Source organism: Halomicrobium sp. HM KBTZ05 (assembly GCF_041530035.1).
Lineage (GTDB): Archaea > Halobacteriota > Halobacteria > Halobacteriales > Haloarculaceae > Halomicrobium.
This window is the reverse complement of record NZ_CP168057.1, coordinates 1,330,283-1,356,775: the sequence shown is the minus strand read 5'-3', so window position 1 is coordinate 1,356,775 and position 26,493 is coordinate 1,330,283. Positions and strand designations below refer to the sequence as shown.

Annotated in this window: 18 protein-coding genes; 11 read left to right on the top strand and 7 right to left on the bottom strand. The window is 65.7% G+C overall.

What is annotated here, in order from left to right:
- Positions 1-46: 46 nt before the first annotated feature.
- The 5 genes from ACAH01_RS06985 to ACAH01_RS06965 all read left to right on the top strand — a co-directional run bounded on the left by ACAH01_RS06985 (position 47) and on the right by ACAH01_RS06965 (position 7,309).
- Entirely contained in the window at positions 47-631 is a 585-nt protein-coding gene (locus tag ACAH01_RS06985) for a hypothetical protein (protein ID WP_372480681.1), read from the top strand.
- A gap of 98 nt (positions 632-729) precedes the next feature.
- The gene (locus ACAH01_RS06980) at positions 730-2,358 is read left to right on the top strand and encodes a type II/IV secretion system ATPase subunit (RefSeq protein ID WP_170094681.1); all 1,629 of its coding nucleotides are present in this window, start codon (positions 730-732) and stop codon (positions 2,356-2,358) included.
- A gap of 1 nt (position 2,359) precedes the next feature.
- Positions 2,360-4,783, top strand: a complete 2,424-nt coding sequence (locus tag ACAH01_RS06975) for a type II secretion system F family protein (RefSeq protein WP_372480680.1) — start codon at positions 2,360-2,362, stop codon at positions 4,781-4,783.
- A 50-nt stretch (positions 4,784-4,833) separates the two neighbouring features.
- A complete protein-coding gene (gene ligA / locus ACAH01_RS06970) occupies positions 4,834-6,495 on the top strand; it encodes an ATP-dependent DNA ligase LigA (protein WP_372480679.1) in 1,662 nt (553 codons plus the stop codon).
- Between the two features lie 70 nt (positions 6,496-6,565).
- Positions 6,566-7,309 (top strand): MBL fold metallo-hydrolase, encoded by a 744-nt coding sequence (locus ACAH01_RS06965; RefSeq protein ID WP_372480678.1) that lies wholly within the window; start codon positions 6,566-6,568, stop codon positions 7,307-7,309.
- A gap of 18 nt (positions 7,310-7,327) precedes the next feature.
- Here ACAH01_RS06965 and ACAH01_RS06960 read toward each other — a convergent pair whose 3' ends face one another.
- Positions 7,328-8,653, bottom strand: a complete 1,326-nt coding sequence (locus ACAH01_RS06960) for a hypothetical protein (protein ID WP_372480677.1) — start codon at positions 8,651-8,653, stop codon at positions 7,328-7,330.
- The gene (locus ACAH01_RS06955; protein ID WP_372480676.1) at positions 8,653-9,231 is read right to left on the bottom strand and encodes a hypothetical protein; all 579 of its coding nucleotides are present in this window, start codon (positions 9,229-9,231) and stop codon (positions 8,653-8,655) included. The genes ACAH01_RS06960 and ACAH01_RS06955 overlap by 1 nt, the downstream gene beginning before the upstream one ends.
- A 195-nt stretch (positions 9,232-9,426) precedes the next feature.
- Between ACAH01_RS06955 and ACAH01_RS06950 the strand changes: the two genes are divergently transcribed.
- Positions 9,427-10,113: a DJ-1/PfpI family protein gene (locus tag ACAH01_RS06950; protein ID WP_208626234.1), complete on the top strand. Its 687-nt coding sequence runs from the start codon at positions 9,427-9,429 to the stop codon at positions 10,111-10,113.
- Positions 10,114-10,124: 11 nt separating this feature from the next.
- Here the strand turns inward: ACAH01_RS06950 and ACAH01_RS06945 are convergent, their stop codons facing one another.
- From ACAH01_RS06945 to ACAH01_RS06935, 3 genes are all read right to left on the bottom strand, one after another.
- Positions 10,125-10,343 carry a hypothetical protein gene (locus tag ACAH01_RS06945; protein WP_372480675.1) on the bottom strand — a complete coding sequence of 73 codons (219 nt, stop codon included), beginning with the start codon at positions 10,341-10,343 and terminating at the stop codon, positions 10,125-10,127.
- 143 nt (positions 10,344-10,486) lie between these two features.
- Positions 10,487-11,587, bottom strand: coding sequence for a DNA topoisomerase IV subunit A (locus ACAH01_RS06940; RefSeq protein ID WP_015763675.1), 1,101 nt, complete (start codon positions 11,585-11,587; stop codon positions 10,487-10,489).
- 3 nt (positions 11,588-11,590) lie between these two features.
- Positions 11,591-14,014 (bottom strand): DNA topoisomerase VI subunit B, encoded by a 2,424-nt coding sequence (locus ACAH01_RS06935; protein WP_372480674.1) that lies wholly within the window; start codon positions 14,012-14,014, stop codon positions 11,591-11,593.
- A gap of 212 nt (positions 14,015-14,226) precedes the next feature.
- Between ACAH01_RS06935 and ACAH01_RS06930 the strand changes: the two genes are divergently transcribed.
- The 3 genes from ACAH01_RS06930 to gyrA all read left to right on the top strand — a co-directional run bounded on the left by ACAH01_RS06930 (position 14,227) and on the right by gyrA (position 21,142).
- Positions 14,227-16,650, top strand: a complete 2,424-nt coding sequence (locus ACAH01_RS06930) for a methyl-accepting chemotaxis protein (protein ID WP_372480673.1) — start codon at positions 14,227-14,229, stop codon at positions 16,648-16,650.
- A 105-nt stretch (positions 16,651-16,755) separates the two neighbouring features.
- Positions 16,756-18,681 (top strand): DNA topoisomerase (ATP-hydrolyzing) subunit B, encoded by a 1,926-nt coding sequence (gene gyrB / locus ACAH01_RS06925; protein WP_170094697.1) that lies wholly within the window; start codon positions 16,756-16,758, stop codon positions 18,679-18,681.
- 1 nt (position 18,682) lies between these two features.
- Complete coding sequence (gene gyrA / locus ACAH01_RS06920) at positions 18,683-21,142, top strand: DNA gyrase subunit A (RefSeq protein WP_372480672.1); 2,460 nt, start codon at positions 18,683-18,685, stop codon at positions 21,140-21,142.
- Positions 21,143-21,223: 81 nt separating this feature from the next.
- Here the strand turns inward: gyrA and ACAH01_RS06915 are convergent, their stop codons facing one another.
- Together ACAH01_RS06915 and rocF are read right to left on the bottom strand one after the other, a co-directional pair.
- Complete coding sequence (locus ACAH01_RS06915; RefSeq protein WP_372480671.1) at positions 21,224-22,435, bottom strand: AGE family epimerase/isomerase; 1,212 nt, start codon at positions 22,433-22,435, stop codon at positions 21,224-21,226.
- Positions 22,436-22,540: 105 nt separating this feature from the next.
- Positions 22,541-23,449 (bottom strand): arginase, encoded by a 909-nt coding sequence (gene rocF / locus ACAH01_RS06910; protein ID WP_372480670.1) that lies wholly within the window; start codon positions 23,447-23,449, stop codon positions 22,541-22,543.
- A gap of 331 nt (positions 23,450-23,780) precedes the next feature.
- Here rocF and ACAH01_RS06905 point away from each other — a divergent pair, with 331 nt between their 5' ends.
- Both ACAH01_RS06905 and ACAH01_RS06900 read left to right on the top strand, forming a co-directional pair.
- Positions 23,781-24,314 carry an HTH domain-containing protein gene (locus ACAH01_RS06905; protein ID WP_018258255.1) on the top strand — a complete coding sequence of 178 codons (534 nt, stop codon included), beginning with the start codon at positions 23,781-23,783 and terminating at the stop codon, positions 24,312-24,314.
- A gap of 110 nt (positions 24,315-24,424) precedes the next feature.
- Positions 24,425-26,320: a S8 family serine peptidase gene (locus tag ACAH01_RS06900; RefSeq protein WP_372480669.1), complete on the top strand. Its 1,896-nt coding sequence runs from the start codon at positions 24,425-24,427 to the stop codon at positions 26,318-26,320.
- Positions 26,321-26,493 lie beyond the last annotated feature (173 nt).

The following is a 26,493-nucleotide window of genomic DNA, read 5'->3' as shown; positions in this document are numbered from 1 at the left end:
AGGGAACGCTTGGCAAAGAACGTAACGGCGATTGGTACCACGACACATGGGCTCGGACGGAGCCGACAGCTATAATCCACAGTGGGACGCGGTGACGGGCATGGCCTGGGTCAAGTCCGAGTACGCGCCGGAGCTCGCGGTCCTGTCGACGTGGCTCGTGGCGCTGTTGCCGTGGTCGGGGGCGGTCCTGCCGATCGAGGTCGGCGGTCGACAGGTGACCGTCGTCGTCATCCGGTTCCTCTACTTTCGGCTGCAGTACATCTTCGGCATCTCCTTCGGCGAGCAAGAGCGGCCGTTCCTCTGGGTGGTCGAGGCACCGGCGTTCAACCAGACTCTGACGACGGCGAGCTGGGTGTGGGTCGGGGCCGCAGTCCTCTCGCTCGTTCCGCTGGCGTTGAGTGTCGCCTACTACGTCGACGAGGACGCCCACGAGGCCGCGATGCCGGTTGACCCGGTCCGGCTTCAGGGCGCGCTGCTGGCACTGTTGGGCGTGGGGCTGGCCGCCGCGACGCTCCTGTTCTGGGACCGCCAGCCGATCACAATCCCGGTCGGCACCGTGCTGACGCTCGTGTTCGGCACCCTCCTGCTGACGGTCGACCGGACCGACGACGAGGGCGTCGGCGAGGAGTGACGCCACCGGCCCACGGAATTTCAATTCGCAATACTTGGAGGGGCTCATTTAAGTACGTCGGCGAAGTATCGTGATACAATTCCACACGGTATCGAGCGATGGCAGGCGACGAGATAGAGCACGACGGATCGAGTTCGACGCCGCTGTCGGGCGTGCGCGACTGGCTCTCGCGGACGGCTCGCATGCTCAGCGGCGCGGCCGTCCCGTCGACGAACTACGATCCACAGCGCCACGGCAAACTGGTCGAGTACACGGTGCCCGAGCAGTACGACGAGATCGACCGCTACTGGCTCAACGCGCCCTTCGCCTTCGCCTCGATCAACCACGATCCCGAGGCCGACGAACAGTTCTACCAGGTCGTCGAACCCTCGCTCGACGAGTTCGAGCGCGATCTGCTCGATCGGCTCTTCGAGGACATCCGCGGTCCGCTCATCTACCGCGAGGACGTGAGCGACGACCCCGAGGCGGCGCTGGCCGCGGCGCTGCGGGACCGGATCGAGGAGTACGGCGTCGTCGTCGAGCCCGAGACGTTCTACCGGCTGCTGTACTACCTCTATCGGTCCTTCCTGGGCTACGGCCGGATCGACCCGCTGATGCACGACCCCGACATCGAGGACATCTCCTGTGACGGGGCCGGTCTGCCGATCTTCGCGTACCACGACGCGTACACCGACATCGAGACCAGCGTCGTCTACGAGGAGGGCGAGCTGAACGACTTCGTGATCCAGCTCGCACAGCGGTCGGGCCGACACGTCTCCGTCTCCGATCCCGTCGTCTCGACGACGCTGCCCGACGGCTCGCGGATCGAACTTGCTCTCGGCGAGGAGGTCACACCCCGCGGCTCCGCGTTCACCATCCGGAAGTACGCCGACGAGCCCTTCACGCCGATCGACCTGCTGAACTACGGGACCTTTTCCGTCGAGATGCTGGCCTACCTCTGGCTGGCCATCGAGTCCAACAAGTCCCTGATCTTCGCCGGGGGGACGGCGGCGGGCAAGACGACCTCGATGAACGCCGTCTCGATGTTCATTCCGCCCCGGTCGAAGGTGTTGACCATCGAGGACACCCGCGAGCTGTCGCTGTACCACGACAACTGGCTCTCGTCGGTGACCAGGGAGCGACTCGACGAGTCGGACATCACGATGTACGACCTGCTGCGGTCGGCGCTGCGCCACCGCCCGGAGTACATCATCGTCGGCGAGGTCCGCGGCGAAGAGGCGATCACCCTCTTTCAGGCGATGAACACGGGGCACACGACGTTCTCCACGATGCACGCCGACTCGGTCCAGACGGTGATCAACCGGCTGGAAAACGAGCCGATCAACGTGCCACGACCCATGGTCCAGAGCCTCGACATCCTCTGTGTGCAGGTGCTTGGCCGCTCGGGCGGGGAACGCGTCCGGCGGGCCAAGACCCTCGCCGAGATCGAGGGAATCGACCAGCGGACCGGCGAACTCGACTACTCAAACGCCTACGCCTGGCAGGCCGACGAGGACTACTTCGAGGACTCCAACAGCGATCTGCTGGACGAGATCAGGCGCGAACGGGGCTGGAGCCAGTCGGAGTTGCTCCGAGAGATGGACGATCGAAAGCGGTTCCTGCGATACCTCCAGGCGGAGTCGATCACGGACTACCGGCGCTTTACCGCGATGGTCAACAAGTACTACGCGGACAGCGAGACGGTGATGGAGCGGATCGACCAGGTCGACCTCGACGCGACACCCTGACATGCAACTCAATCCACTGGGGACGCTCCCCGTCTTCGTGGTCATCGCGATCCTGTGTGTGGTCGCGCTCGCGATGCTCGACGAGACGTTCGACACGTCGCTGACGCGGTTCAGCCGACGGCTGTTCGGGCGGTACGTCCCGGCGTCGGAGGAGCGAGAGCGACTCCTGAAGTCGGCGTTCGTGGTGTCCACGTACCGGACCTACGCCGCCCGAACGCTGCTGTACACGGCGCTTTCGGCGCTGGGCGGTGCGATCACCGGGGTCTACCTGTTCGGCGGACTCCTGCTGGCGATTCCGGGGATCGTCGACCTCATGATGGGATTGCCCCGGACGATGGTCAACGCGCTGGGGATCCGTGGATTCGAACTCGTGTTGACGCAGCGTGAGATCCTGCTGATCCTGCTGAGCGGGGGTGTCCTCACCGGCGTGACGGCCGCGGGGCTGACGTACTGGCTGCGCTGGGAGCTGCCCCGAAGCAGGGCCGCGGTCCGCCAGCGAGCGATCGACGAGGGACAGGGACGGACCCTCGCGTTCCTCTATGCCCTCTCGCGTGGCGGCGTCTCCTTCCCGAAGGCGTTGCGGACGCTCTCGGACAACCGCGAGATCTACGGGGCCAGCGCGGAGGAGGTCTCGGTCGCGGTCAGGCAGATGGACCTGTTCGGCCAGGACATGATCACCGCCGTCAGGGGGATGGCCGGTCGAACGCCCAGCGAGGACTTCCAGACGTTCGCCGAGAACCTCGCGAGCGTCCTCCAGAGCGGGCGCAGCCTCTCGACGTTCCTCAGAGAGCAGTACGAGCGGACGAAAGACGAGAGCGAGCGCCGTCAGGAAGAGATCCTCGAACACCTCGCGACGGTCGCGGAGGCGTACGTGACGGTGCTGGTCGCCGCCGTGCTCTTTTTCATCACGATCTTGCTCGTGTTCGGCCTGACCCTGACCGACACGCTCGTGTTCATCCAGATGGTCGGCTACCTGATGATCCCCCTCGCCAACGCCGGGTTCATGCTGTACCTCGGCCAGCGGCTGGCGATCCTGGGCATCGGGAACAACAAGACGACCTCGCTCCTCGATCGGCGAGCGACGACGACGTTCGCCAAACCGACCGACTCGGGCGGGTCGACGGCGACCGACGGCGGCTACGCCGACTCCATCGAGCGACGCCAGCTGGCCGTCTACGACCGGATCGCGACGGTCAAGCGTCTCGTCACCTCGCCGGTCGAGACGTTCCTCTGGAACCCCTCTCGGGTGCTCTACGTCACGGTGCCGGTCGCCGTCATCGCGATCGTGCTCCGGGCACCGGCGGCCTTCGAGACGGGGACGGTCAACCTCCGGGTCCTCGACGACGTCCTGATCCAGTCGCTCCTGTTCGTGCTAGCGACGTTCGCGGTCGCGCGGGAGCTGTACACCCGACGGATCCGCCGGATCGAGGCTGCCACGCCGGAGCTGCTCGAACGGCTGGCCAGTCTCAACGAGGCCGGCATGACGGTCGTCGAGAGCCTGGAGCGCGTCCGCGGGACGGACGTGGGCGCACTCAGCGAGGAGGTCGACCGGATCTGGGCGGACGTGACGATGGGTGCCAACGTCGAGGACGCCCTGACGAGGTTCGGCCGCCGGATCAGGACGACCTCGATGTCGCGAGTGGTCACGCTGTTGATCAACGCCATGCGATCGAGCGGCAAGATGGGGCCGATCCTGCGGATCGCCGCCGATCAGGCCCGCTCTGACTACCGGCTGCGCCGCCAGCGCCGCCAGGAGATGCTCACCTACCTCGTCGTCATCTACATCTCCTTTCTCGTCTTCCTGGTCATCATCGCGTCGGTCCAGGAGGTGCTCGTGCCGGCGTTGCCCTCCAGCGTCCCGACCCCCGAGAACACGGGGCGGCTGGGCGTCAACGTCGATCAGTTCGCCCGGCTGGGCCAGGTCGACAAGGCGGCGTACACGCTCGTGTTCTTCCATACGGCGCTGATCCAGGCGCTGTTTACCGGCTTCGTCGGCGGGCAACTCGGCGAGGGGTCGCTCAGAGACGGGGCCAAACACGCCGCGATCATGCTGGGCGTGGCCTACGTGGTGTTCCTCTTGCTGTCCTCGCCGGTGGCCTCGCTGACCGTCGACAGTCCCGCCGCCGGACAGGAGCGCATCACGGTCGATTCCGCCTCGCTGTCCGACGGCGGCTACATCGTCGTCTACGAGGACGAAGCCGGCGGCGAGATCGTCGGCCAGTCGGCGTATCTCGTCGCCGGCACCCACGGGGACGTGACGATCGAACTCGACAGCCCGGTCGAGCGGCGGGACTCGCTGGTCGTCGTGGCGCATCTCGACACCGACGGCGACCGGGTGCTGAACTACGGCGGCTTCGAGCGAGACCGGCCCTACCCCGCGCCGGGGCAAGGCGAGTTCGTCGCCGTACCGGTCACGGTAGAGTAGCCGACGCGCATCGAAGGGTGTTTGCGACGCCGGATCGGTAGCCTCCGGTAATGGAGTTCGCCGAGTTCGCCGCGACGGCGGCCGAGATCGAGGGCGAGAGCGCCGACATCGCGACGACCGAGCTGGTGACCGGGCTGCTCGCAGACGCCGGTGACGACCTCCCGATCCTCACACGGCTCGTGCAGGGACGGGTGTTCCCGGCCTACGAGGCGACAAAGCTCGACATCGGCCCGAAGCTGTGTTACGAGGCGCTGGCGCGGGCTGCGGGCCGAAACGTCGCCGTCGACGACATCGAGGCCCGCGTCGCGGACGTGGGCGAGATCGGTGCCGTCGCCGCCGACCTCGACCTGGGCGGCCAGCAGGGACTTGCTGCCTTCGGCGCTGGCTCGCAGTCTCCGCTCACCGTCGCCGAGGTGGCGGACGAACTCGCAGCCATCGCGTCGGCCAGCGGTTCGGGCAGCCGCGACACGAAAGTCGAGACGCTCTTTGGCCTGTTCAACCGCGCCAGCGACGAGGAGGCGCGCTACCTCGCCCGGATCGTCCTCTCGGAGATGCGGATCGGCGTCGGCGAGGGGACGGTACGCGACGCCATCGCGGCGGCCTTCGACGCGCCGGTCGACGCCGTCGAGCGCGCGCTACAGGTCACCAACGACTACGGGAACGTCGCCCGGGTCGCCCGAGACGAGGGGGCCGACGGGCTGGCCGACCTCGAACTGACGATCGGCCGACCGGTCAAGGCGATGCTCGCACAGGCCGGCACCGTGACCGAGGCCCTCGAAGACTGGGAGACCGCAGCGGTCGAGTGGAAGTACGACGGCGCTCGGGTCCAGGTCCACTACGACGGCGAGACGGTCCGGCTGTTCTCTCGGAACATGGAGGAGGTGACCGATCCGCTGCCGGAGGTCGTGTCGGCCGTCGAGGACGCCGTCGACGGTCCGGTGATCCTCGACGGCGAGGTCGTCGCGGTCGACGGCGACGGCGATCCGCTCCCCTTCCAGGAGGTGCTGCGACGCTTCCGGCGCAAACACGACGTGGCCCGTGCCAGCGAGAACGTCGGCGTTCGCCTGCACGCGTTCGACTGCCTCCACGCCGACGGTCGTGACCTGCTGGACGCCCCCCTCGTCGACCGACGAGACGAGCTCGACGCGGTGCTGGGCGACGCCGACGCAATCCGGTCGACGTGCTGGCTCGCGGACGACACCGGACGGATCGAGGACATCGCCGACGAGGCGCTGGCCGCCGGCCACGAGGGGATCATGCTGAAAGATCCAGACTCGACGTACTCGCCGGGCAAGCGGGGCAAACACTGGCGCAAACGCAAGCCCGACGTGGAGACGCTCGACCTCGTCGTCACCGGCGCAGAGTGGGGCGAGGGACGGCGAGCGACCTATCTGGGGACCTTCGAGCTGTCGGCCCGGACCGACGACGGCTACGCGCCCGTCGGCAACGTCGCGACCGGCATCACCGACGAACAGCTGGCGACGCTGACCGAACTGCTGGAGCCACACGTCACCCGGGAGACCGGCCAGCACGTCGAGATCGAACCGGCCGTCGTCTTCGAGGTCGGCTACGAGGAGATCCAGACCTCCTCGACCTACGAGTCGGGGTACGCGCTCCGATTCCCGCGGTTCGTCGAGGTCCGCTCGGACAAAGCCGTCGCGGACGGCGACACGCTCGAACGGGTCGAACGGCTGGCCGCCCAGCAAGGGTGATATGCCGGCTGTGAGGAACGACCATCCGCGTCACGGGCCATTTATACGCCGCTCGGCCGAACCGTGATCTATGACTGTCCACTTCGAGGAGCTCACGCTGGACTGGCTCGGCTACGCGACCCTGCGGGTCGAGAGCGACGACACGACGATCTACTTCGATCCCGGACGCTACGGCGTCCTCACGGGCGAGTGGGAACCCCACGTCGAGGGGATCAACCACCCGCCGACGCAGGACTACGACGCGCGGGACGGCGACGTCGTGCTGGTCACTCACATCCACCACTACGATCCGGACGGCATCCGCCGGGTGGCGAGCGAGGACGCCACCGTCGTCCTCTTCGAGGGGATCGACGTCCACGCGACCGACCGCGACCTCGACCGGCCGGCCGATCTCGACTTCGAGGTCGTCGAGGTGAGCATGGAAGACGAACTCGTCGCCGCCGACTGCCCGATCTGGACCGTCCCGGCCTACAACGAGGAAGACGGCCCGAACGTCGAAGACGACGGCACGCCGATCCACCCGAAGGGAATCGGCTGTGGCTTCCTGGTCGAGATCGGCGGCGAGCGGGTCTTCTGGCCCGGCGACTCCGACGTGTTGCCCGGCCACGAGGAACTCGACGTGGACGTGTTCGTCCCGTCGATCGCGAAGAACTACACGATGGATCGCCACACCGCCGCCGACCTCGCGGCGGAGATGCGACCGGACTGCGTGGTGCCGATCCACTACAACACCTTCGAGTCCCTAGAGGGCGACGACGAGGCCTTCGCGGTCGACGTTGCGGGCCGTGGCGTGCCGGTCGCACTGGATCACTGAGACACCAATCGGCTCGCCCTATTCCCCAGCGCTGGTCAGGAGATTTCGGACCTCGTCTGCGACCGCCGACGCCTGCGGAGCCTGATATTCGGCGTAAGCGAACCGGCCGGCGGCACGGTTGACCGATTCTGGCGATGCACCGCTGCCCAACCGCTGTGATCCATCCCGAATCCGATCGACTGCCGGTTCGACCAATCTGCGACCGAACCGATCCTGCTTCTGGAGTGTCGACTGGACGTTCGAGACCGCGCGCTCACGCAGTGACGCCAGTTGCGCCATCGAGAGCCGACCACCGTACGTTCCGCCCTCGATCTCGTCGACGACGGTTTCGAGCGTCGAGAGCGCCGTTCGACGGCGACCCGCTTCGAGGACGGCACCGGCGTAGGACGACTCGCCGATCGCGTCGAGGAGTTCGCTGTTGGAGTGGTCGCGTGCGATCTCGCGGGCGACGCGGAACCACGATTCTCTCGGCGTCCCCGACACGTCGCCGTCGAGTGCCGAGACGCCCTGTTCCAGATATCGTTCCAGTGCGGTTTCGGTCCGCCTGGCACGGCGGCGAAGCCACGTCGCCGTCGCCATCATCGCTGGTCGGTAGCTGTCGCCGTCGTCGGGTAACTGGTCGCGATACCGCCGGGCGTCGGAGAGCGTGGCCTCGGCACGGACCATCTTACCGACGAGATAGCCGACTTCGTCCGGATCGGCGGTCGGTGCCTCGGGGAACGGTGGGTACGGTTCCAGTTCCCGTGTGACCGTTCGGAGCATCGACTCGAGGACGAGGTGTTGGTGCACCGCGCTCGTCGGATCGGTGCTCCGGTACTCGTGAGCGGCGACGAAGTCGGCCCGATCCGAGCGGATCGCGTCGCGTCGCTCCCGGAGCGCCGAGCGTTCGATATCGCCGGTCGCCGCCCGGTAGCGACCGAGGAGGCGAGCGGCCTCGACGCGGTTCCGTCGCCAGTCGAACAATCTCTCGCGCGGGGTTCGCCGCGAATCCTCGTCGCTTTCCCCGTCGCTGTCGTCGGCTTCGCGGCTCTCGCTGTCGACCCGGTCGGCCAGTGCCGACCGCTCGTTCTCGATCGATCTGGCAGTGGCCGCGTTCGGGAGCGACACGGATTCGGGGACCTGTTCGAGGAACGCCCTCGCGCGGTCGCGGTGGAACGCGATCATCGACGACGGGGTGGTAAAAGGGAACTGTATCGACGGGTCCGGAATGGCCTCCTCGGCGATATCACGAAGCCGTTCCTCGTCGTATCTCGTCCCGGTCGAGAGAGTCGAGCAGCCGGCGAGTGCGGCGAGGATCGTGCCGGTCGTTCCCAGCGCCCTGCGGCGGGTCACTGTTCGTCGCATCACGCGCCCTCCGTCGTCGTGTCCCGGGGGCCGAACCGGTCAGTACACTCGCTGCTCGTGCTCGCTGTCGGCTGATCGAACTGATCGCTCGTGAACGGGACCCGTATCGCGATCCCCACCTCGACCTCGGTGTCCGTGGAGCAGTCGACGTCTGCCGCCCGGCGTTCGCGGCACAGTGTCACACTCAGCGATCCGGGTCGACGCCAAACGCTCTCGACGTGCTGGCGATCACATTCTGAAACCCGCCGGCGGTAGAGCAGGACGGATCGCTCCTCGAAGTCGGTCTCCCGGACGAACGAACCGAACTCGTCGGCCTTCGATCCGTCGGTCGGGAACGAGAGGGCGTCGATATCGTCACTCGACCCGACGACGAGCGACTCCCCTGATCGTCGGTTGCCTGTGTATCGATAGGGAGCGCCGTCGGCGCGGCGGAGCGTCACGACGGTGTAGTCGGTCACGGGATCGATCTGTGGCTTCTCGGTCGGTTCGGAGTCGCCGGAAAAGGATTGACACCCAGCGACGGTGAGACTGGACAGCCCAGTAGCTGCGCGGAGCACGCTACGGCGTGTGGAGGGCATCGTCTTAGCGAACGCTGCGCGGTGTCCAAAAACCCGTCGGCAGCGATCTCGTCTACTCACTTCCTGATCTCGACGACCGACAGAACCACTCAGTGAACGACTCCGGTCGCACTGGACCATTGAACCTCGTTTCGGTCGCTCACTTTGCTGCCGCGCCCGAAAGGAGGTTACACCACACACCCCTACAGAGGGTGCATGACTACTGCACTGTTCATCGTCAGCGAAGAAGGCTACTGGGGCGAGGAATGTATCGAGCCGCTCACGACGCTCACCGAGGCGGGCGTCGAGGTGACGGTCGCGACGCCGACCGGGAACCCGCCGGTCGTCGACGAGCGATCGATCGACCCCGAGGAGGTCGGCGAGGAGACCGCCGAACGCGTCACGAGCGTGGCAGAGAGCGACGACCGCCTCAACGACCCAATCGCGCTGGCCGACGCCGATGCCGAGGCCTACGACGCCGTCGTCTTCCCCGGCGGCCACGGTGCCGAGTGGGACGTGACCCAGGACGTACACGCCCGTGACGCGCTCCGGACCGCGGTCGAGGGCGAGACAGGGACGGCGCTGGTCGTCTGCCACGCCGTCGGCATCCTCGCGTTCACCCGCGACTCCGACGGCGACATGCTCGTCGCCGACCGGAACGTCACCGGCTTCCCCAACGCCTGGGAGGAGGGGATCGTCGACGAGCAGGACCTGCTCCCCGACGGACGCAAGCTGCCCTACTGGGTCGAAGACGAGGTCGAGGCCGCGGGCGGCGTCTGGGACGCCGAACTCGACGCCGACACGTCGGTGACCGTCGACGGCGACCTCGTCACCGCACGAGGGCCACCCTCCTCACACGCCGCAGCGGTGACGCTACTGGACGAACTCGGCGTCGAAGCGTAACCGCGGCGAGATCACGCTGACCAGTTCCGCGGATCGAGCGCGTAGTAGACGGCAGTCATCGCGAGCGCCATCAGTACTGCATCGATGAGGAGGCGGTCCCCGCCGATCTCCTGGCCAGCGACGACGACGGCGATCCCGGTCAACAGACCCGTGAGGGCTGCGTATCCGCCCCGCGATAGGCTCTCTATCCACCCGTTCACGCGGCTAGAGAGGGGACGGTCAAAGGGCATCTACGAGGATGCAGCACGCACTCGTCCCTCAGTCTTTCGCGTGTCAGATGGAGCATCGCTGGTCGACGTTCGAGCGACAGGACGCCCATCTCGGTCAGCCGTTCGTCCAACTATCTCCCTGAACCGCTCCTCGATGCACGTCCCTAGAGGACGCCCATCTCGGTCAGCCGTTCAGGCAGATACGTATCCGTCACGAAGTCCAGTCCCCGCGAGGCCAGTGCCTGCTGTTCGGACTTCTTCCCGATGTCGAGCTGGAGTTCGATCTGCTCCTCCCAGAACTCCGTCTGGAAGCGTGGGTCCTCCAGCTCCGATTCGAGGGCGTTGATGTCCGAGTCCGAGAGGGGGTCCGTCGGCAGGTCGTACTCGACGATGTCCTCCGGACGGATGCCGATGAACTGGGCTTCCGGGGTCGCGAGGTACTCCGAGAGGTGGGCCGACTTGATCGAACCGTAAGCGACCGAGCCGTAGATGCGGTACGACCAGGGGTCACCGTCAGTGAAGACCACGACGGGCAAGTCGAGTTCGTCGTGGAGGCGCTTGGTCAGCCGCCGGGTCGCACGGGCGGGCTGGCCGCCCAGGTGGACGACGATGGAGTCGTACTCGTCGTCGAACCCGTTCTCGACCAGCCGGTCGCGCATCCCACCGGTCTCGACACAGAGGACGAAGTCGGCGTCGTTGTCGAGGAACTCGATGGTGTCTGGGTTGTTGGGGATCTGGTAGCCGCCCTGGCCCACGTCGTCCTGGCAGTGGATCTCGCGGTCGCCCCGCCTGGTCTGCTCGCGCAGCAGCAGCGGTCCCATCACCTTCGCGCCGGACTCCTCGGGGCGCATGTGGAAGTCCTCGCGTTTGACCTCCGAGACGATCTCTAAGTCCTCGATGAGGTTGTTCGACTCGTCCTGGGTGTTGAACTGGGCCTCGTCGAGGTCCCAGGACTCCGAGAGGTAGTACAGTTCACGCAGGGTCGAAGAGCGGTCCTCTTCGAGTTGCTGTGCGAGGAAGTCGATGGTGTAGGTCGCCTTCAGGAGCTTCTGGGCACCGGAGACGGTCTTTGCCGACCGCGTCGAGGAGCGGTCGCCGTAGACCCACACGTCCTTGTCCTCGTCGTACTCGATGTTGGACTTCGTCCGGGTGGGGATCTGCATCGTCGGCACGTCGCCCTCGGCGAACTGGTCGTAGAAGTCCGCCGCGAGGTCGAGCAGCTGTTCGCGGGCTTCTGCCTCGTTGAGGTTGCTATCAGTACTCATAGATTACGCGTTCACGGTCAGTTTCTCGTCTTCGACGCCGTCGACGGCGATGTCGAACTCGGCGTCGCCGTCGATCTGATACTCCAGGACTGCGTCGTCGCCGGCAGCGACGGTCGTCTGCCACTTGACGAACCACTCGCCGTCCATCTCGACGACGTTCGCGCCGTTCGTGGCCCGTGGCTCGGCCGTGACGATGTCCGTCAGGTCGACGTCGGCGTTGGTGTCGTCGTTGTTCTCGACGACGACCCGGACCGTATCGCCCTCGACCTCGCGCTCGACGAGGACGTTGTTCATGATGCGGGCCATCGAGTCGTCGATGTCCAGTTGCTCGTTGCCGGTGACCGTCGCGAGCTTCTCGGCCATCTCGGGGAGGATCGTCGCGAGCTTGTTCTCTTTCTTCCGGCGCTTTTGCATCGATCGGCGCTTGTTGAGGTAGCTCTTTAGCTCCCGTGCGGCCTCGCGGATCGCCAGCTCGATCTCGGACTCGATCTCCGGGATGTTGGCGACGGCGTCTTTGGACTCGCTGGTGAAGGGGACGTTCGTCGAGGCGATGTGGACCATGACGACTGCGGCGTCGTTGGGGATGCCGCTGCCCCCCGGCTGATCGAGGCCGTAGTTGCGCCAGTTGATCGACTTGACCACGTCGGTCGTCGCACAGGCACCGCGCTGATACACGAGCGGGACGCGGTTGGCAAAGCGCATCACCTGAGCCTGGTCGTGTTCGATGTCGCCGCCGTAGGCGATCCCCGCCTCGACGATGAACGGGTCGCCGCCGTGGACGGAGGCGTCCCGGGTGGAGGCGGCGAAGAAGTCCGCGTCGAACTCCTTTTTCAGCCCCGCCTCGACGAGTTCGGCGGTGATCGGTGCGAGACAGTCCGTCGGCGGTGCGATGATGTCGGTCTCGCGCATCGCCTCCAGCAGGTCGCTGGCGACGTCGCGGTCGTCGGCGATCTCGCTCACGTTGGGGGGATCGTCCGAGACCGGCGCGGCGACCTCCCAGAGGGCGTCGACGATCTTCTCGCGTGCGGTCTCGCCGAACGTGGTGTCGTCGCGCTCCTCGGTCATGTCGGCGGCGCGGTCGACGTAGGACTCGAACTCGGTGTAGGTCAGCCGGTGGCGGCCGTCGTCGAACTTGTCCGCGATTCGCTCGGCGATGCCCTGCACCGCGGCGTCGTCCTTGCGCGTCGTCGTGACCTCGTCGACGAGTTCGTACACGTCCGGCGTTCGATCGGCGGTGATCTCGCCCCACGCCGCCTCGATGGCGGCTTCGCGGACGGTGTCGCCGAAGGTCTTCTCGTAGTCGTCCTCGATCCGGTCGGCGTGGCCGTCGACGATCTCTTCGAGTCGACCGTGGGCGACCCGGCCGGCCTCCGAGACGGCGCTGGCGACCGCATCGGCGAACGCCGCGGTGGCGTCTTTGCCCTTGTTCGAGACGGCCTGCTGGACGGCTCGCGCCACGTCCGTTCCGACGGCTTCGCCGTCTTCACCTCGTTGCCCCTCCGGGGCAACGCTGCCGTCGTGGGGCTCCGGGCCGTACCACGTCATCTCGCGGCCGTAGTACCGGTCGTTGAAGTTCGCGATGACCTCGTCGCTGGTCTTCTGGCCCACCCGGGTGAACTCGCCCTGCATGAACCCCGAGATCGAGTACGAATCCGTCGACTCCAGCATCTTCAACAGCGTGCCGAGTTCGACGCCGTGGGGGTGGGGACGGATCTCCTCGGTCTCGTCCGGGAGCTGGTCGGTCGTCCGTTCGTACTTGAGGTGTTCCTTTGGCTCGACCAGTTCGATGCGGGCGTGGGGGTTGACCACCGCCGTGTGCTTGATGTAGTCGTGGAGCTGCTGGCGGGCCCGCATGTTCGCCTCCATCTCCAGTTCGATGCGGGTGCCGTGGGGTCGCTCCCAGGTCGTCGTGTCCTCGACGCTGATCTCGGGTTCGTTGGCGTCCGTGTCGACGATCAGCTCGAAGTACTGGGCGTCTGCGTGTTGCTCGGTCCGGCTGGTGATCTTCGCCGGCTTGCCGCTGGTCTTCTGGGAGTGGAGGACGGCCGCCGAGATACCGATCCCCTGCTGTCCCCGGTTCTGCTCGCGCTTGTGAAAGCGCGAGCCGTAGAGCAGCTTCCCGAAGATGTTGGGGATCTGTTCTCGGGTGATGCCGGGGCCGTTGTCTTCGACGATGAGCCGGTAGTAGTCCCCCGCTTCCTGGATCTCGACGTAGATGTCGGGGGTGATCCCGGCCTCCTCACAGGCGTCGAGCGCGTTGTCGACGGCCTCCTTGACGGCCGTGACGAGCGCCTTGGCCCCCGAGTCGAACCCGAGCATCTGCCTGTTCTTCTCGAAGAACTCGGCGATGGAGATGGATCGCTGGCTCTCGGCCAGTTCGTCGGCGATCCCCTCTCCCTCCCCGAGACGAGACTGATACGAGGTCATTCGTGGCGGTACGTATCAGCGGACAGCTTAAAAGGTGTTCGCCACCGGAGTGAAAGTGGTCACGGCGGCGTGACGGCACTGAGTGGCAGAGAGATTAATCGACGCTGTCGTTCCCGGATATTTGTCCTGATAACTCGCCAGTTGTCTTTTTACCCGAGCATTCCCCACAGAGAGTAGCGCGGCAACTAGAAGGAACCCAACAAAGATTTATTATGACTATCGAGAACTGGCTCCCACAGTCCGTCCGTCGGAGTTACACGCGAAAGTTCGGGCTCGTCGCACTGGTGATCCTGGTGATCGTCGCGAGCATCGGATTCTACACCGCAACACAGGTTTCAGAAGACGTGAGCGATCAGCAACGCCAGAACCTCCTGGCGAACGCAGAGCTGGAGGGCGACGCCGTCAAGCAGTGGGTCGACACCCAGCAAAACACCGTCAGAACGCTCTCGAAGCAGCGGGCGCTCGCGACGACCGACCCCGATCAGGTACGGGCCGCACTCGACGACGAGATGGAGCAACTGCCAAGCGAAGTCGTGGCGCTCCACTATCTCGACCGGGACGACCGGACGATCGAGGCGAGCACGAACGCCGACCTCGAAGGCTCCAGCGTGACCGAGACGGCGATCGTCTGGCCACAGGAAGCGAGCTACGACGAGCTCTCGTTCGACGGTCCAGAAACAGTCATCCAGTCGTGGGTGTACGAGGATCGGGACGGCTCCCCCTCGATGGCCTTGATCTCGCCGGTGCCGGAGACGGAGTACGCGCTCATCATGAAGATCCGGATGAGCGAGCGAGCCCAACGCTTCCGCAGCTCCATCGACGGAACCCGGACGACGATCATCGGTCGGGGCACCGGTGACGTACTGCTGGATCGCGACGAGGACGCCATCCTCGCGCAGTACGGCGGCTCGAACGCTGACGAGATCAGGACCGCCGTCGACAACAACCCCAACGGGACGCTCCTGACCTCGGATTCGGTGGTCGCGTACACGGCCGTCGGCGGTGACTCCAACTGGGTCGTCATAAAGAAAGCGCCCAAGTCGTCGGCACTGGTGGTTCGCCAGCAGGTCGAGCAGAACATCTTCCTCCTGATCGGGTCGGCGCTGGTCGGGCTGGTCGTGCTGGGGCTGATGGTGCGACGGGGGCCGATGCGTTCGATGCAGGAGCTGTCCTCGCAGGCGACCGCGCTCGCAGACGGCGACCTCGACATCGAGATCTCCGACGACGGTCGGATCGACGAGGTCGGACAGGTCCGGACCGCGTTCCGCGACATCACGGCGTACCTCCAGACCGTCGCCGACCAGGCCGACGCGCTGTCGCGCCAGGACTTCGACGCTGCCGTCCTCGACGAGCCGGTCCCCGGGCGGCTCGGGGACTCGCTGGACGCGATGCAGACCGACCTAGAGCAGTTCATCGACGACCTCGAAACGGCCCGCAGCGAGGCGGAAGTCGCCAAACAGGACGCCGAGGCCCTGGCAGACAGCCTCGAACAGCAAGCGACGGCGTTCGGAGCGGTGATGGCCCGAGCCGCAGAGGGCGACCTGACCCAGCGACTCGACACGGACATCGACAACGACGCGATGCGAGAGATCGCAGAGGCGTCCAACGAGATGATCGCGGAGCTGGAGCGGACCGTCGTCGAGATCGAGCGCTTCGCACGCGACGTCGACGATTCGAGCGAACAGATCTCCGCGAGCGCGGACGAAGTGCGGACCGCGAGCGAACAGGTCGCCGAGACGATCCAGGAGATCTCCAGCGGAGCCGAACAGCAAAACGAGAACATCCAGCAGGTGACAGACGAGATGACGGATCTCTCGGCGACGATCGAGGAGATCACGTCCTCGACCGACGAGATCGCGACGAAGGCCGAACGCGCCTCCGAGACCGGCGAACAGGGGCGCGAGTACGGTCGAGAAGCGACCGAAGAGATCGAAGCGATCGAGCAGAAGGCGACAGAGACCATCGAGCAGGTCGAGACCCTCGCCACCGAGGTCGAACGGATCGGCGAAGTCGTCACGCTCATCGACGAGATTGCCGACCAGACGAACATGCTGGCGCTGAACGCCTCCATCGAGGCCAGCCGAGCCGGCGAGGCCGGCGAAGGGTTCGGCGTCGTCGCCGACGAGATCAAAGAGCTCGCGGCCCAGACCCAGGCTGCGACCGACGACATCGACTCGATGATCACCGAGATCCAGTCGGTGACCGACGAGACCGTCGTGGACATGCGCGAGATGGGCGCACGGGTCGACACTGGACAGGAGACGATCAGGGAGGCCACCGAGGCCCTCGACGAGATCGTCGAACAGGTCGAGGAGACCAACGCCGGCATCCAGTCGATCAGCGACGCGACGACGGAACAGGCGGCGTCGACGGAGGAGGTCGTCGCGATGGTCGACGAAGTCGGTTCGATCAGCGAACAGACGAGCGCACAGACGGAGAACGTCGCGGCCTCCGCGGAGGAGCAGACCGCCTCGATCACGGAAGTCACCGAGAACATCCGGACGCTCTCGGATCGAGCCAGCGACCTCAAGGGGCTCGTCGAGTCCTTCGAGACCGAGGCAGACGCCACCAGCGGCCACAGCGACAGCGGACCGGCGAGCGAGGCAGCGACCGGCCGGTCGAGCGGCGGGTCCTGATCCCGTTCGAACGATCGGACGAACCGAACTGCCGGACGGGGCGACCGCTTCGCGTGCGCGTGCGGGAAGTTTAAGACCCCCGCACGACTAGACGCAGTAGATTCTATGTCACAGGACCGTGATTACGGTGCGGAACAGATTCAGGTTCTGGAGGGGTTACAGGCCGTTCAAAAGCGGCCGGCGATGTACATCGGGTCGACCGACTCCAGAGGCCTCCATCATCTCGTCTACGAGGTCGTAGACAACTCCATCGACGAGGCACTCGCCGGGCACTGCGACGAAATCACCGTCACGATCCACGAGGACGACTCCGTCTCTGTCTCCGACGATGGCCGCGGCATCCCGGTCGACACTCACGAGAAGCACGACCGGCCCGCGCTCGAAGTCATCATGACCGTACTCCACGCGGGAGGGAAGTTCGACAGCAAGTCCTACCAGGTCTCCGGTGGGCTCCACGGGGTGGGCGTCTCCGTCGTCAACGCGCTCTCGAAGTGGCTCGAAGTCGAGGTCAAACGCGACGGTGCCGTCTGGAAACAGCGGTTCGACCACGGCGAACCGGAGTACGAGCTCGAACGGGTTCGCGACATGGAACCCGACGAGGAGACGGGCACACAGATCCGTTTCTGGCCCGACGACGAGATCTTCGAGGCGACCGACTTCGTCTACTCGACGCTGGCGTCTCGCCTCCGGGAGCTTGCCTTCCTCAACTCCGGCGTCGAGATCTCGCTGGTCGACGAACGCGACGGCGAGTCTCAGACGTTCGTCTACGAGGGCGGCATCAAGGAGTTCGTCCAGTATCTCAACGAGACCAAAGAGCCCCTCCACCGCGACGTGATCTACTTCGAAGACGAAGAGCAGATCGAGGACGGGCCGGTCCAGGTCGAGATCGCCATGCAGGGCACGGCCGAGCTACAGGGATCGATCCACGCCTTCGCCAACAACATCAACACGCGAGAGGGGGGCAGTCACATGACCGGGTTCAAGACGGCTCTGACCCGGACGGTCAACGACTACGCCACGAGCAACGGCCTGTTGAACGACCTCGACGACACCCTCTCGGGGGAAGACATCCGCGAGGGCCTCACGGCCGTCATCTCCATCAAACACCCCGACCCGCAGTTCGAGGGCCAGACGAAGACGAAGCTGGGCAACAGCGAGGTCCGGGGGATCGTCGAGTCGGCGATGCACGACGGTCTCGGGACGTTCTTCGAGGAGAACCCCGACACGGCGGAGGCCATCGTCGGCAAGGCCGTCGAGGCCGCGAAGGCCCGCAAGGCCGCGAAGAAAGCCGAGGAGCTGACCCGACGCAAGTCCGCGCTCGAATCGACGGCACTGCCCGGCAAGCTCGCCGACTGCCAGACACGGGATCCCGACGACGCGGAGCTGTTCGTCGTCGAGGGCGACTCTGCCGGCGGCTCGGCCAAACAGGGACGCAATCCGGAGTTCCAGGCGATCCTCCCGATCCGCGGGAAGATCCTCAACGTCGAGCGACACCGCCTCGACCGCATCCTGGAGAACGACTCGATCCGCAACGTCATCACGGCGCTCGGCACCGGTATCGGCGACGAGTTCGACATCGAGGACATCCGCTACAAGCGGATCATCATGATGACCGACGCCGACGTCGACGGTGCCCACATTCGGACGCTCCTGTTGACCCTGTTCTACCGGCACATGAAGCCGCTGCTGGAAGCTGGCTACGTCTACGCCGCCCAGCCCCCGCTCTATCGGGTCCGGTACAACGGCGAGACCTACGACGCGATGACGGAGGCAGAGCGAGATCGGCTCGTCGAAGAGAAGTGTGACGGCAATCCAGATCAGGTCCAGCGGTTCAAGGGCCTGGGCGAGATGAACCCCCAGCAGCTGTGGGACACGACGATGGATCCCGACCAGCGGATCCTCAAGCAGATCACCATCGAGGACGCCGCCGCCGCAGACAAGATGTTCTCGGTGCTGATGGGCGACGCGGTCGAACCCCGCAAGGAGTTCATCAAGGAACACTCGCCGGAAGCCGACTGGGTGGACATCTAACATGAGTTCTGAAGCACCTGATCCCGACGATCCGCAGGCAGCGTCGCGCGTCGACCGCGTCCGCATCGAGGACGAGATGGAACAGAGCTACATCGACTACGCGATGAGCGTCATCGCCGGTCGTGCGCTCCCGGACGTTCGCGACGGGCTCAAGCCCGTCCACCGCCGGATTCTCTACGCGATGCACGAGATGGGCGTCTCGTCGCGGTCCGCCCATCGCAAGTCCTCCTCGATTGTCGGGGAGACGATGGGTGATTACCACCCCCACGGGGACAGCGCGATCTACGACACCCTCGTCCGAATGGCCCAGCCGTTCGCGATGCGCTACCCCCTCGTGGACGGACAGGGGAACTTCGGCTCGATGGACGGCGACCCCGCGGCCGCGATGCGTTACACCGAGGCCCGGATGTCGCCGATCTCGGAGGAACTGCTCGCCGACATCGAGAAAGACACCGTCGACTTCCAGTCGAACTACGACGACCGACTGCAGGAGCCGGAGGTCCTGCCGTCGGCGATGCCGAACCTGCTGGTCAACGGTTCCTCGGGGATCGCCGTCGGGATGTCGACGAACATCCCGCCGCACAACCTCGGCGAGGTGATCGACGCGACGATTCACCTCATCGACAACCCCGACTGCGAGGTCGAGGACCTGATGGACCACGTGAAGGGGCCGGACTTCCCGACCGGCGGCAACATCGTCGGCAAGGACGCCATCTACTCGGCGTACGCGACGGGGCGGGGTCGCCTCCGCGTCCGGGCGGACTACGAGGTCGATCCCGAGGAGAACCGGATCGTCGTCACGGAGATACCCTACCAGGAGAACAAGGCACGGATGGTCGAGCGGATCGCCGAGGACGTCAACGAGGGCGTCATCGAGGGGATCGCCGACCTCCGAGACGAGTCGGACCGCAACGGCGTCCGCATCGTCGTCGAACTCAAGCGCGGCGCGAACGTCGACGTGGTCGAGAACCAGCTCCTTGAGAGCCACCTCGAATCGACCTTCGGCGTCATCAACCTCGCGCTGGTCGACGACGAGCCCCGCGTGCTCACCCTCAAAGAGACCCTCGAACACTACGTCGATCACCGCCGGGAAGTCGTGCGTCGGCGCTCACAGTTCGAACTCGACGAGGCCCAGGACCGCGCACACATCCTCGAAGGTCGCCTGAAGGCGCTGCAAAACGTCGATGACGTGGTCGAGCTGATCCAGGACTCGGAGGACCGCGACGAGGCCCGCACGGAGCTACAGAGCCAGTTCGACTTCTCCGAGGAGCAGGCGGCCCACATCGTCCGGATGCAACTGGGCTCGCTGACCTCGATGGAGACCGCCGAGATCGAGTCGGAGTACGAGGACGTACAGGCCCGGATCGAACGGCTCCAGACGATCCTCGACTCCGAGTCGGAGCTCCTGACGGTCATCAAAGACGAGCTTCGCGAGATCAAAGCGGAGTACGACGACGACCGCAAGACCTCGATCCTCGAAGCCGAGGGCGAGGTCACCCACGAGGATCTCATCCCCGAGGAAGACTGTGTCGTCGTCATCACGGAGGACGACTACATCAAGCGGATGCCCGTCGACGTGTTCGACGCCCAGAACCGCGGCGGCAAGGGGATCATCGGCTCGGACCCCAAGGAGAGCGACCGCGTCTCGAAGGTCTTCCGGGCGAACAGCCACGACTACCTGCTCTGTTTCACCAATCAGGGACAGGTCTATCGCCTGAAGACCTACGAGATTCCGGAGATGTCCCGCACCGCCAGAGGCAAGTCGGCGGTCAACATCATCGATCTCGGCGACGGCGAGGAGATCACCGCCGTGGTCTCGACGGACGACTTCGAGGAAGACGAGTGCCTGACGATGGTCACCCGCAACGGCTACGTCAAGCGCACCTGCGTCGACGAGTTCGAGAACATCCTCTCGACGGGGATCATCGCCGCGAAGCTCGAAGACGGCGACGCACTGGTCGACGTGGAGGTCACCGACGACAGCGGCGATCTGGTCGTCGCCACCGAGGGCGGCATGACGATCCGTTTCGACGAGTCGGAGGTCCGCGAGATGGGACGGTCGGCCCGCGGCGTCCGCGGGATCGACCTGCAAGACGGCGACAAGGTCGCCGCGATGGTCGCGACGGACGACCACGACGACCGCGCACTCCTGACCGTCACCGAGAACGGGTACGGGAAGCGCACCCTCCTGTCGGAGTACAGCAAACAGTCCCGCTACGGGAAGGGCCTGATCGACATCAAGACCGACGACCGCAACGGCCGCGTCGCGACGGCGAAGGCCGTCCGCGAGGACGACCACCTGGTCATCATGAGCGAGAGCGGCCAGATCATGCGCATCCCCGCCGGTGACGTGTCACAGGTCGGCCGCAACACGAAGGGGGTCAAGATCATGGAGCTCGACGGGGCGGACAACGTGGCGAGCGTCACGGTGGTGCCCGCCGAGGTCGAAGACGGCGAGTAGCACGGAGAACGCGAGCGAAGCGAGCGTCCTTTTTCCCCACGTTTTTGCCGCGAGCGGTGGCGCTTGACTCACTGTGCGGGCTCACGCGGCGAAGCCGTCGGCTCGCAGGGTCTCGTAGATGGCGTTGAGCTGGTGGTAGCCGACTTTGACCTCTGGCGTGTCGTCGATGGCGTCGGTCGCGACCTCGTTGTCCGGCGTCAACTGGAAGTACCAGTTCCCGTAGCGGTCGTTGACCGCGTTGTCCAGCGCGTAGTTCCAGATCCGGTCGTACCACGCTCGATACCGGTCGTCGTCGAAGCGGTCGGCCAGCAGTGCCGTCGCACCGATCCCCTCACACAGTGGCCAGTAGTACTTGTTCTCGACGAGCGGGTCGCCGTCCCGGTCGAAGTTGTAGACGAAGCCGCCGCGGTCGTCGTCCCAGCCGTTCTCGACGGCCGCGTCGAAGAAGCGAACGGCGCGGTCGGCGAACCACGACTCTTCCCGGTGGCGGGCGAGCACCAGCAAGAGCTTGCTCCACTCCAGCAGGTGGCCCGGCTGATAGCCCCAGGGCCGGAAGAGATCGCCCGGCTTGTCGCGGTTGTACGCCCAGTCGTGGTCCCACTCGCTCGTGTAGTGCTCCCACAGCAGGCCGTCGCCCTCGTCGGCGAGGTCGCGAGCCAGCCCCTCGGCGATACGAGCGGCGCGGTCGAGGTACTCCTCGGTCCCGGTGGCCTCGTAGGCGGCCAGTAGCGCCTCGCAGGTGTGCATGTTGGCGTTCTGGCCGCGGTAGTCGCTCGTGCCGGACCAGTCGCGGTCGAGTTCAACGCGACAGCGGCCGTACTCGTCCTCCCAGAAGTGTTCGTCGAGCAGCGCGTACGCGGGCTCGATCCGCTCGCGGGCACCCGGGACGCCGGCACGTGCGGCCGTCGCGTACGCCAGGAGGACGAACGCGTGGCCGTAACAGCGCTTGCCGCCGTCGGCTACCGTCTGCCCGTCGAGTTGCCAGACGTACCCGCCGTGGCGGTCGTCGCGGTGGTGTCGTTCGAGGTGACGAATGCCGTGTGCAGCCATCTCCTCGCAGTAGTGGGGCCCATCGAGGAGCGCGCCGACGCTGTAGTTGAACACGAAGCGAGCGGTGGCCGGCAAGAGCTTGGCGCGAGCGTCGTAGACGGTGCCGTCGCGGTCGCTGATCTGTGGGACGAACCCGCCGTGGGTCGTGTCGACGGACCGCTGGTGGTAGAAGTCGAGCAACGAGAGCGCGTGTCGCCGGAGATACCGGGGGTCTCTGACCGTCGTGTCGTTGCGGGCGAGCATTGCCGGCCCGTCGACGTGACGAGTAATAAGCTTGCCCGAACTCCCACATCGTGTTCCACAGCGAGTGCCGTGCCGTCGGCCAGAACGGACCGATAGCGCTCCGGTTTACAGGATCCGCTTGCCCATCGCGCTGGCGGCGAGTTCACAGGCCAGCTCCGCGGTCTGGTTGTGCGTGTCCAGGATCGGATTCACCTCGACGACCTCCATCGAGCACAGGTCCGTCGAGCAGTTGGCGACGTACTCCATGGCGACGTGGGCTTCTCGGTACGAGACGCCGCCCCGGACCGGCGTTCCGACGCCCGGTGCCTCGTTGGGGTCGAGCCAGTCCATGTCGAGGCTGACGTGCAGTCCGTCGGCCGCGCTGTCGGCGACGGCCAGCGCGGACTCGACCACGTCCGTCACGCCGCGGTCGTCGATGTCGCTCATCGTGTAGGCCGTTACCGGCGACTCACGGATGTGTCGGCGTTCGCCCTCGTCGAGGTTCCGCAGCCCCACGAGCGCGACGTTCGCTGGGTCGACGTTCGGAGCGTGAGCCCACTCACTGCCGGCGAAGGAACCGGTCCCGAGGATCGCAGCAAGCGACATCCCGTGGACGTTGCCGCTGGGAGTCGTCTGGGGCGTGTTGTAGTCGGCGTGAGCGTCGAACCAGACGATGCCGATGTCGTCTGCCGTGGTGCCCGCGACCGTTCCGATCGCGATCGAGTGGTCGCCGCCCAGAACGAGCGGGAACTCGCCTGCACTCACCGTCGAGTCGACGGCCGACGCGATGCGTTCACAGACCACCTCCGTCTCGGCGAGATACTTCGCTCGTCCGTCGACCGATTCGTCTGCGACCGGCTCCAGTTCCTCCGGGCGTGGAACCGTCACGTCGCCGTAGTCGACACACTCGATGCCGGCCGATTCGAGCTGGTCGGCGAGGCCGGCGTACCTGATCGCCGAGGGGCCCATGTCGACGCCGCGGCGATCCGCTCCGAGGTCCATCGGTGCACCGATGAGACGTACCTGTCGATCCATATCGGGTGGCTACGCGAGCCGGCACTAAAAGACAGATGGACGACGTGACCGGCGAGCCGTGCCAGCTGGGAGCGTGCTTCCTGTCAGCGGTATCTAATTGTTCTGTGATGAACCCGGCTGACGACGGAACTCGGCGGTGTGACTGTGACGACGGGCAGAACTTCCAGTCGGGTCGCGACGAGTGTCAAAAAACACTGGCCCTGTCGAGGAACCTCGGGAAACAGCGCTGTTTCCGCTCGATTTGTGGATGCGGTTTTTTACCACGATATACAGTGACAAGCAGGATGGGGCCACCGTCGGCTTTAAGGACAGGTACATCCAATCTTCGGTTATGTCATCAATCGAACTCACGCCCAGTCAGAAAAACATCTTGCAGGAACTGGTCAACCTGTACAAAGAGAGCGAGAGTGCGGTCAAGGGAGAAGACATCGCCGAGAAGGTCGACCGAAATCCCGGAACGATCCGCAACCAGATGCAGAGCCTGAAGGCACTCCAGCTCGTCGAGGGCGTGCCCGGTCCGAAAGGCGGGTACAAGCCGACGGCGAACGCGTACGACGCGCTCCAGATCCAGGACATGGACGACGCCGCTCGGGTCCCGCTCCGGCACAACGGCGAACTCCTCGAAGACGCCAACGTCGAAGAGATCGACCTGACGAGCGTTCACCATCCCGAGAAGTGTCGTGCCGAGCTCCAGTTGCAGGGTTCGATCTCCGATTTCCACGAGGACGACTCGGTCACCGTCGGCCCGACGCCGCTCTCGAAGCTCCAGATCATCGGTACCCTCGCGGGGAAAGACGACACCAGCAACAAGCTGATCCTGACCATCGACGACATGCGGGCACCGGCCGGCGAACCGGAACATTAATTCTGCCGTTCGTTTTCGAATAGTGAACGTTTAGCGTTTCTAACTATTATTCAAGCCTTCATTTCGTGACATAAATAATAAATGGAGTGCCTCTGAATGTTTGAACGTCCATGACGGACAAAGACATTGGGGGGAGTACCAGACGAACCTTCCTCGGGACAGTAAGCGGTATCGTCGGATCAACAGCGATCGGCACTGCAGCCGCAGTGGAGGGGCGGGATCCGGACGGAAACGGCGGTGATTCCCGTGATCCGGGAGAACTGATCGTCGGGATGGAGCCGACGGCCAACGCCGCCGAGACGAAGGCGACGATCCAGTCGGGACTGCCCGAAGGGGCCTCGGTCGTCGGCGAGAACGACACGCTGGGGTACATGGAAGTTCAGTTGCCCCAGCAGACCGGACCACAGGCACAGTCGGCGGCCAAGAAAGACCTGGAGAACCAGCCAGGCGTCGCGTACGTCGAGCCGAACACGACCTACTATCCGATGGTCATCGACGTGGACGACCCACGGGTCGGAGAACAGTACGCTCCCGAACTGGTGAACGCCGGTGGGGCGTGGGAGACGACGTTCGGATCGACCGACGTGACGATCGGCGTCGTCGACCAGGGGACCCAGTACACCCATCCGGACCTCGAAGCGCAGTTCGGACAGGTCAAGGGTCGGGACTTCGTCTCCGACGACGACGACCCGAGTCCGCGAGGTGGGAACGGACACGGGACCCACGTCTCCGGTATCGCGGCCGGGACGACGAACAACGCGACCGGCATCGCGGGCATCTCGAACTCCTCGCTGCTGGCCGCACGCGCACTCGGGGGCAGCGGCGGTGGCGGCGTCCTGAGCGCGATCGCAGACGCGATCGTCTGGTGTGCGGACAACGGTGCGGACATCATCAACATGTCTCTGGGCGGCGGTGGCGCGTCCCAGACGCTGCGCAACGCCTGTGACTACGCGTTCGAAAACGGCGCACTGCCGATCGCTGCGGCCGGAAACAGCGGTCAGCGAGGCGTCTCCTATCCGGCGGGCTTCGACTCCGTCGTCGCCGTATCTGCGGTCGGACCGAACGAGACACTGACCGACTTCTCGCAGTACGGCCCCGGAGTCGACGTTGCCGCGCCGGGACTGAACGTGCTCTCGACGTACCCGACCGACGGCTACAACTCGCTGTCGGGAACGTCGATGGCCTGCCCGGCCGCCGCAGGCGTCGCGTCGCTGGCACTCGCGATCGATCCCGACCTGTCGCCACAGGAGCTCAAAGACGTGCTCACCGAGAGCGCGCGGGACATCGGCCTCCCGTCGGACCAGCAGGGCAGTGGTCTCGTCGACGCCGGTGCGATCGTCGACGCCGTCAACGACAGCGACGACGGCTACACGGCACCGACGGCGACACTTTCGGTCGACACGACCACGCCGATGGTCGGAGACGACGTGACCTTCGACGCGAGTGGGTCGACGGACCCGGACGGATCGATCCAGTCCTTCGAGTGGACGCTGGGCGACGGCACGACGGCGTCCGGCCCAGAGGTGACACACGCCTACGACTCGGCCGGCGAGTACACCGCAACCGTCACGGTCACCGGACCTGGCGGGCTGACCGACTCCGCCTCGGAGACCATCTCGGTCGAGGACTCCGACGGCGGCGGCGGCAGTGAGTACCCACAGTGGGACCCCAACGCCACCTACACCAGCGGCGACCGGGTCGTCTACGACGGCTCCGTCTGGGAAGCCCAGTGGTGGACCCAGGGCGACGAGCCCGGTTCGAACCAGTGGGGTCCGTGGGAAGAGGTCGGACCAGCAAACGGCGGTGGCGGCGACGATGGCGGCGACGGCGACAACGGTGACGACGGCGGCGACGGCGGCGACAACGAGTACCCGCAGTGGGACGCGGACACCGCCTACACCGGCGGCGACCGCGTCGTCTACGACGGCTCCGTCTGGGAAGCCCAGTGGTGGACCCGAGGCGACGAGCCGGCAGAGGAGAAAGCAGTCTGGGAACGCGTCTCCTGATCGCTGTCACACCGTCGGCTGTCGCTCCGTGACGGCGTCCGCGACGCCGGGTCGCGGATAGCACGACGCAGCGATCGGCCGACAGCACGACCCTACCGCCCGTCGTTCCCATCAGATCGGGGAGACGTAGCGAAGGGACAACGCAGTTGCCACGCGAGAGCGATTTCAAAGCC

Bases quoted from the DNA above. Each gene is read 5' to 3' on its own strand.
- ACAH01_RS06985 (WP_372480681.1), top strand. From the start codon at position 47: ATGGGCTCGGACGGAGCCGACAGCTATAATCCACAGTGGGACGCGGTG.
- ACAH01_RS06980 (WP_170094681.1), top strand. From the start codon at position 730: ATGGCAGGCGACGAGATAGAGCACGACGGATCGAGTTCGACGCCGCTG.
- ACAH01_RS06975 (WP_372480680.1), top strand. From the start codon at position 2,360: ATGCAACTCAATCCACTGGGGACGCTCCCCGTCTTCGTGGTCATCGCG.
- ligA (WP_372480679.1), top strand. From the start codon at position 4,834: ATGGAGTTCGCCGAGTTCGCCGCGACGGCGGCCGAGATCGAGGGCGAG.
- ACAH01_RS06965 (WP_372480678.1), top strand. From the start codon at position 6,566: ATGACTGTCCACTTCGAGGAGCTCACGCTGGACTGGCTCGGCTACGCG.
- ACAH01_RS06960 (WP_372480677.1), bottom strand. From the start codon at position 8,653: ATGCGACGAACAGTGACCCGCCGCAGGGCGCTGGGAACGACCGGCACG.
- ACAH01_RS06955 (WP_372480676.1), bottom strand. From the start codon at position 9,231: ATGCCCTCCACACGCCGTAGCGTGCTCCGCGCAGCTACTGGGCTGTCC.
- ACAH01_RS06950 (WP_208626234.1), top strand. From the start codon at position 9,427: ATGACTACTGCACTGTTCATCGTCAGCGAAGAAGGCTACTGGGGCGAG.
- ACAH01_RS06945 (WP_372480675.1), bottom strand. From the start codon at position 10,343: ATGCCCTTTGACCGTCCCCTCTCTAGCCGCGTGAACGGGTGGATAGAG.
- ACAH01_RS06940 (WP_015763675.1), bottom strand. From the start codon at position 11,587: ATGAGTACTGATAGCAACCTCAACGAGGCAGAAGCCCGCGAACAGCTG.
- ACAH01_RS06935 (WP_372480674.1), bottom strand. From the start codon at position 14,014: ATGACCTCGTATCAGTCTCGTCTCGGGGAGGGAGAGGGGATCGCCGAC.
- ACAH01_RS06930 (WP_372480673.1), top strand. From the start codon at position 14,227: ATGACTATCGAGAACTGGCTCCCACAGTCCGTCCGTCGGAGTTACACG.
- gyrB (WP_170094697.1), top strand. From the start codon at position 16,756: ATGTCACAGGACCGTGATTACGGTGCGGAACAGATTCAGGTTCTGGAG.
- gyrA (WP_372480672.1), top strand. From the start codon at position 18,683: ATGAGTTCTGAAGCACCTGATCCCGACGATCCGCAGGCAGCGTCGCGC.
- ACAH01_RS06915 (WP_372480671.1), bottom strand. From the start codon at position 22,435: ATGCTCGCCCGCAACGACACGACGGTCAGAGACCCCCGGTATCTCCGG.
- rocF (WP_372480670.1), bottom strand. From the start codon at position 23,449: ATGGATCGACAGGTACGTCTCATCGGTGCACCGATGGACCTCGGAGCG.
- ACAH01_RS06905 (WP_018258255.1), top strand. From the start codon at position 23,781: ATGTCATCAATCGAACTCACGCCCAGTCAGAAAAACATCTTGCAGGAA.
- ACAH01_RS06900 (WP_372480669.1), top strand. From the start codon at position 24,425: ATGACGGACAAAGACATTGGGGGGAGTACCAGACGAACCTTCCTCGGG.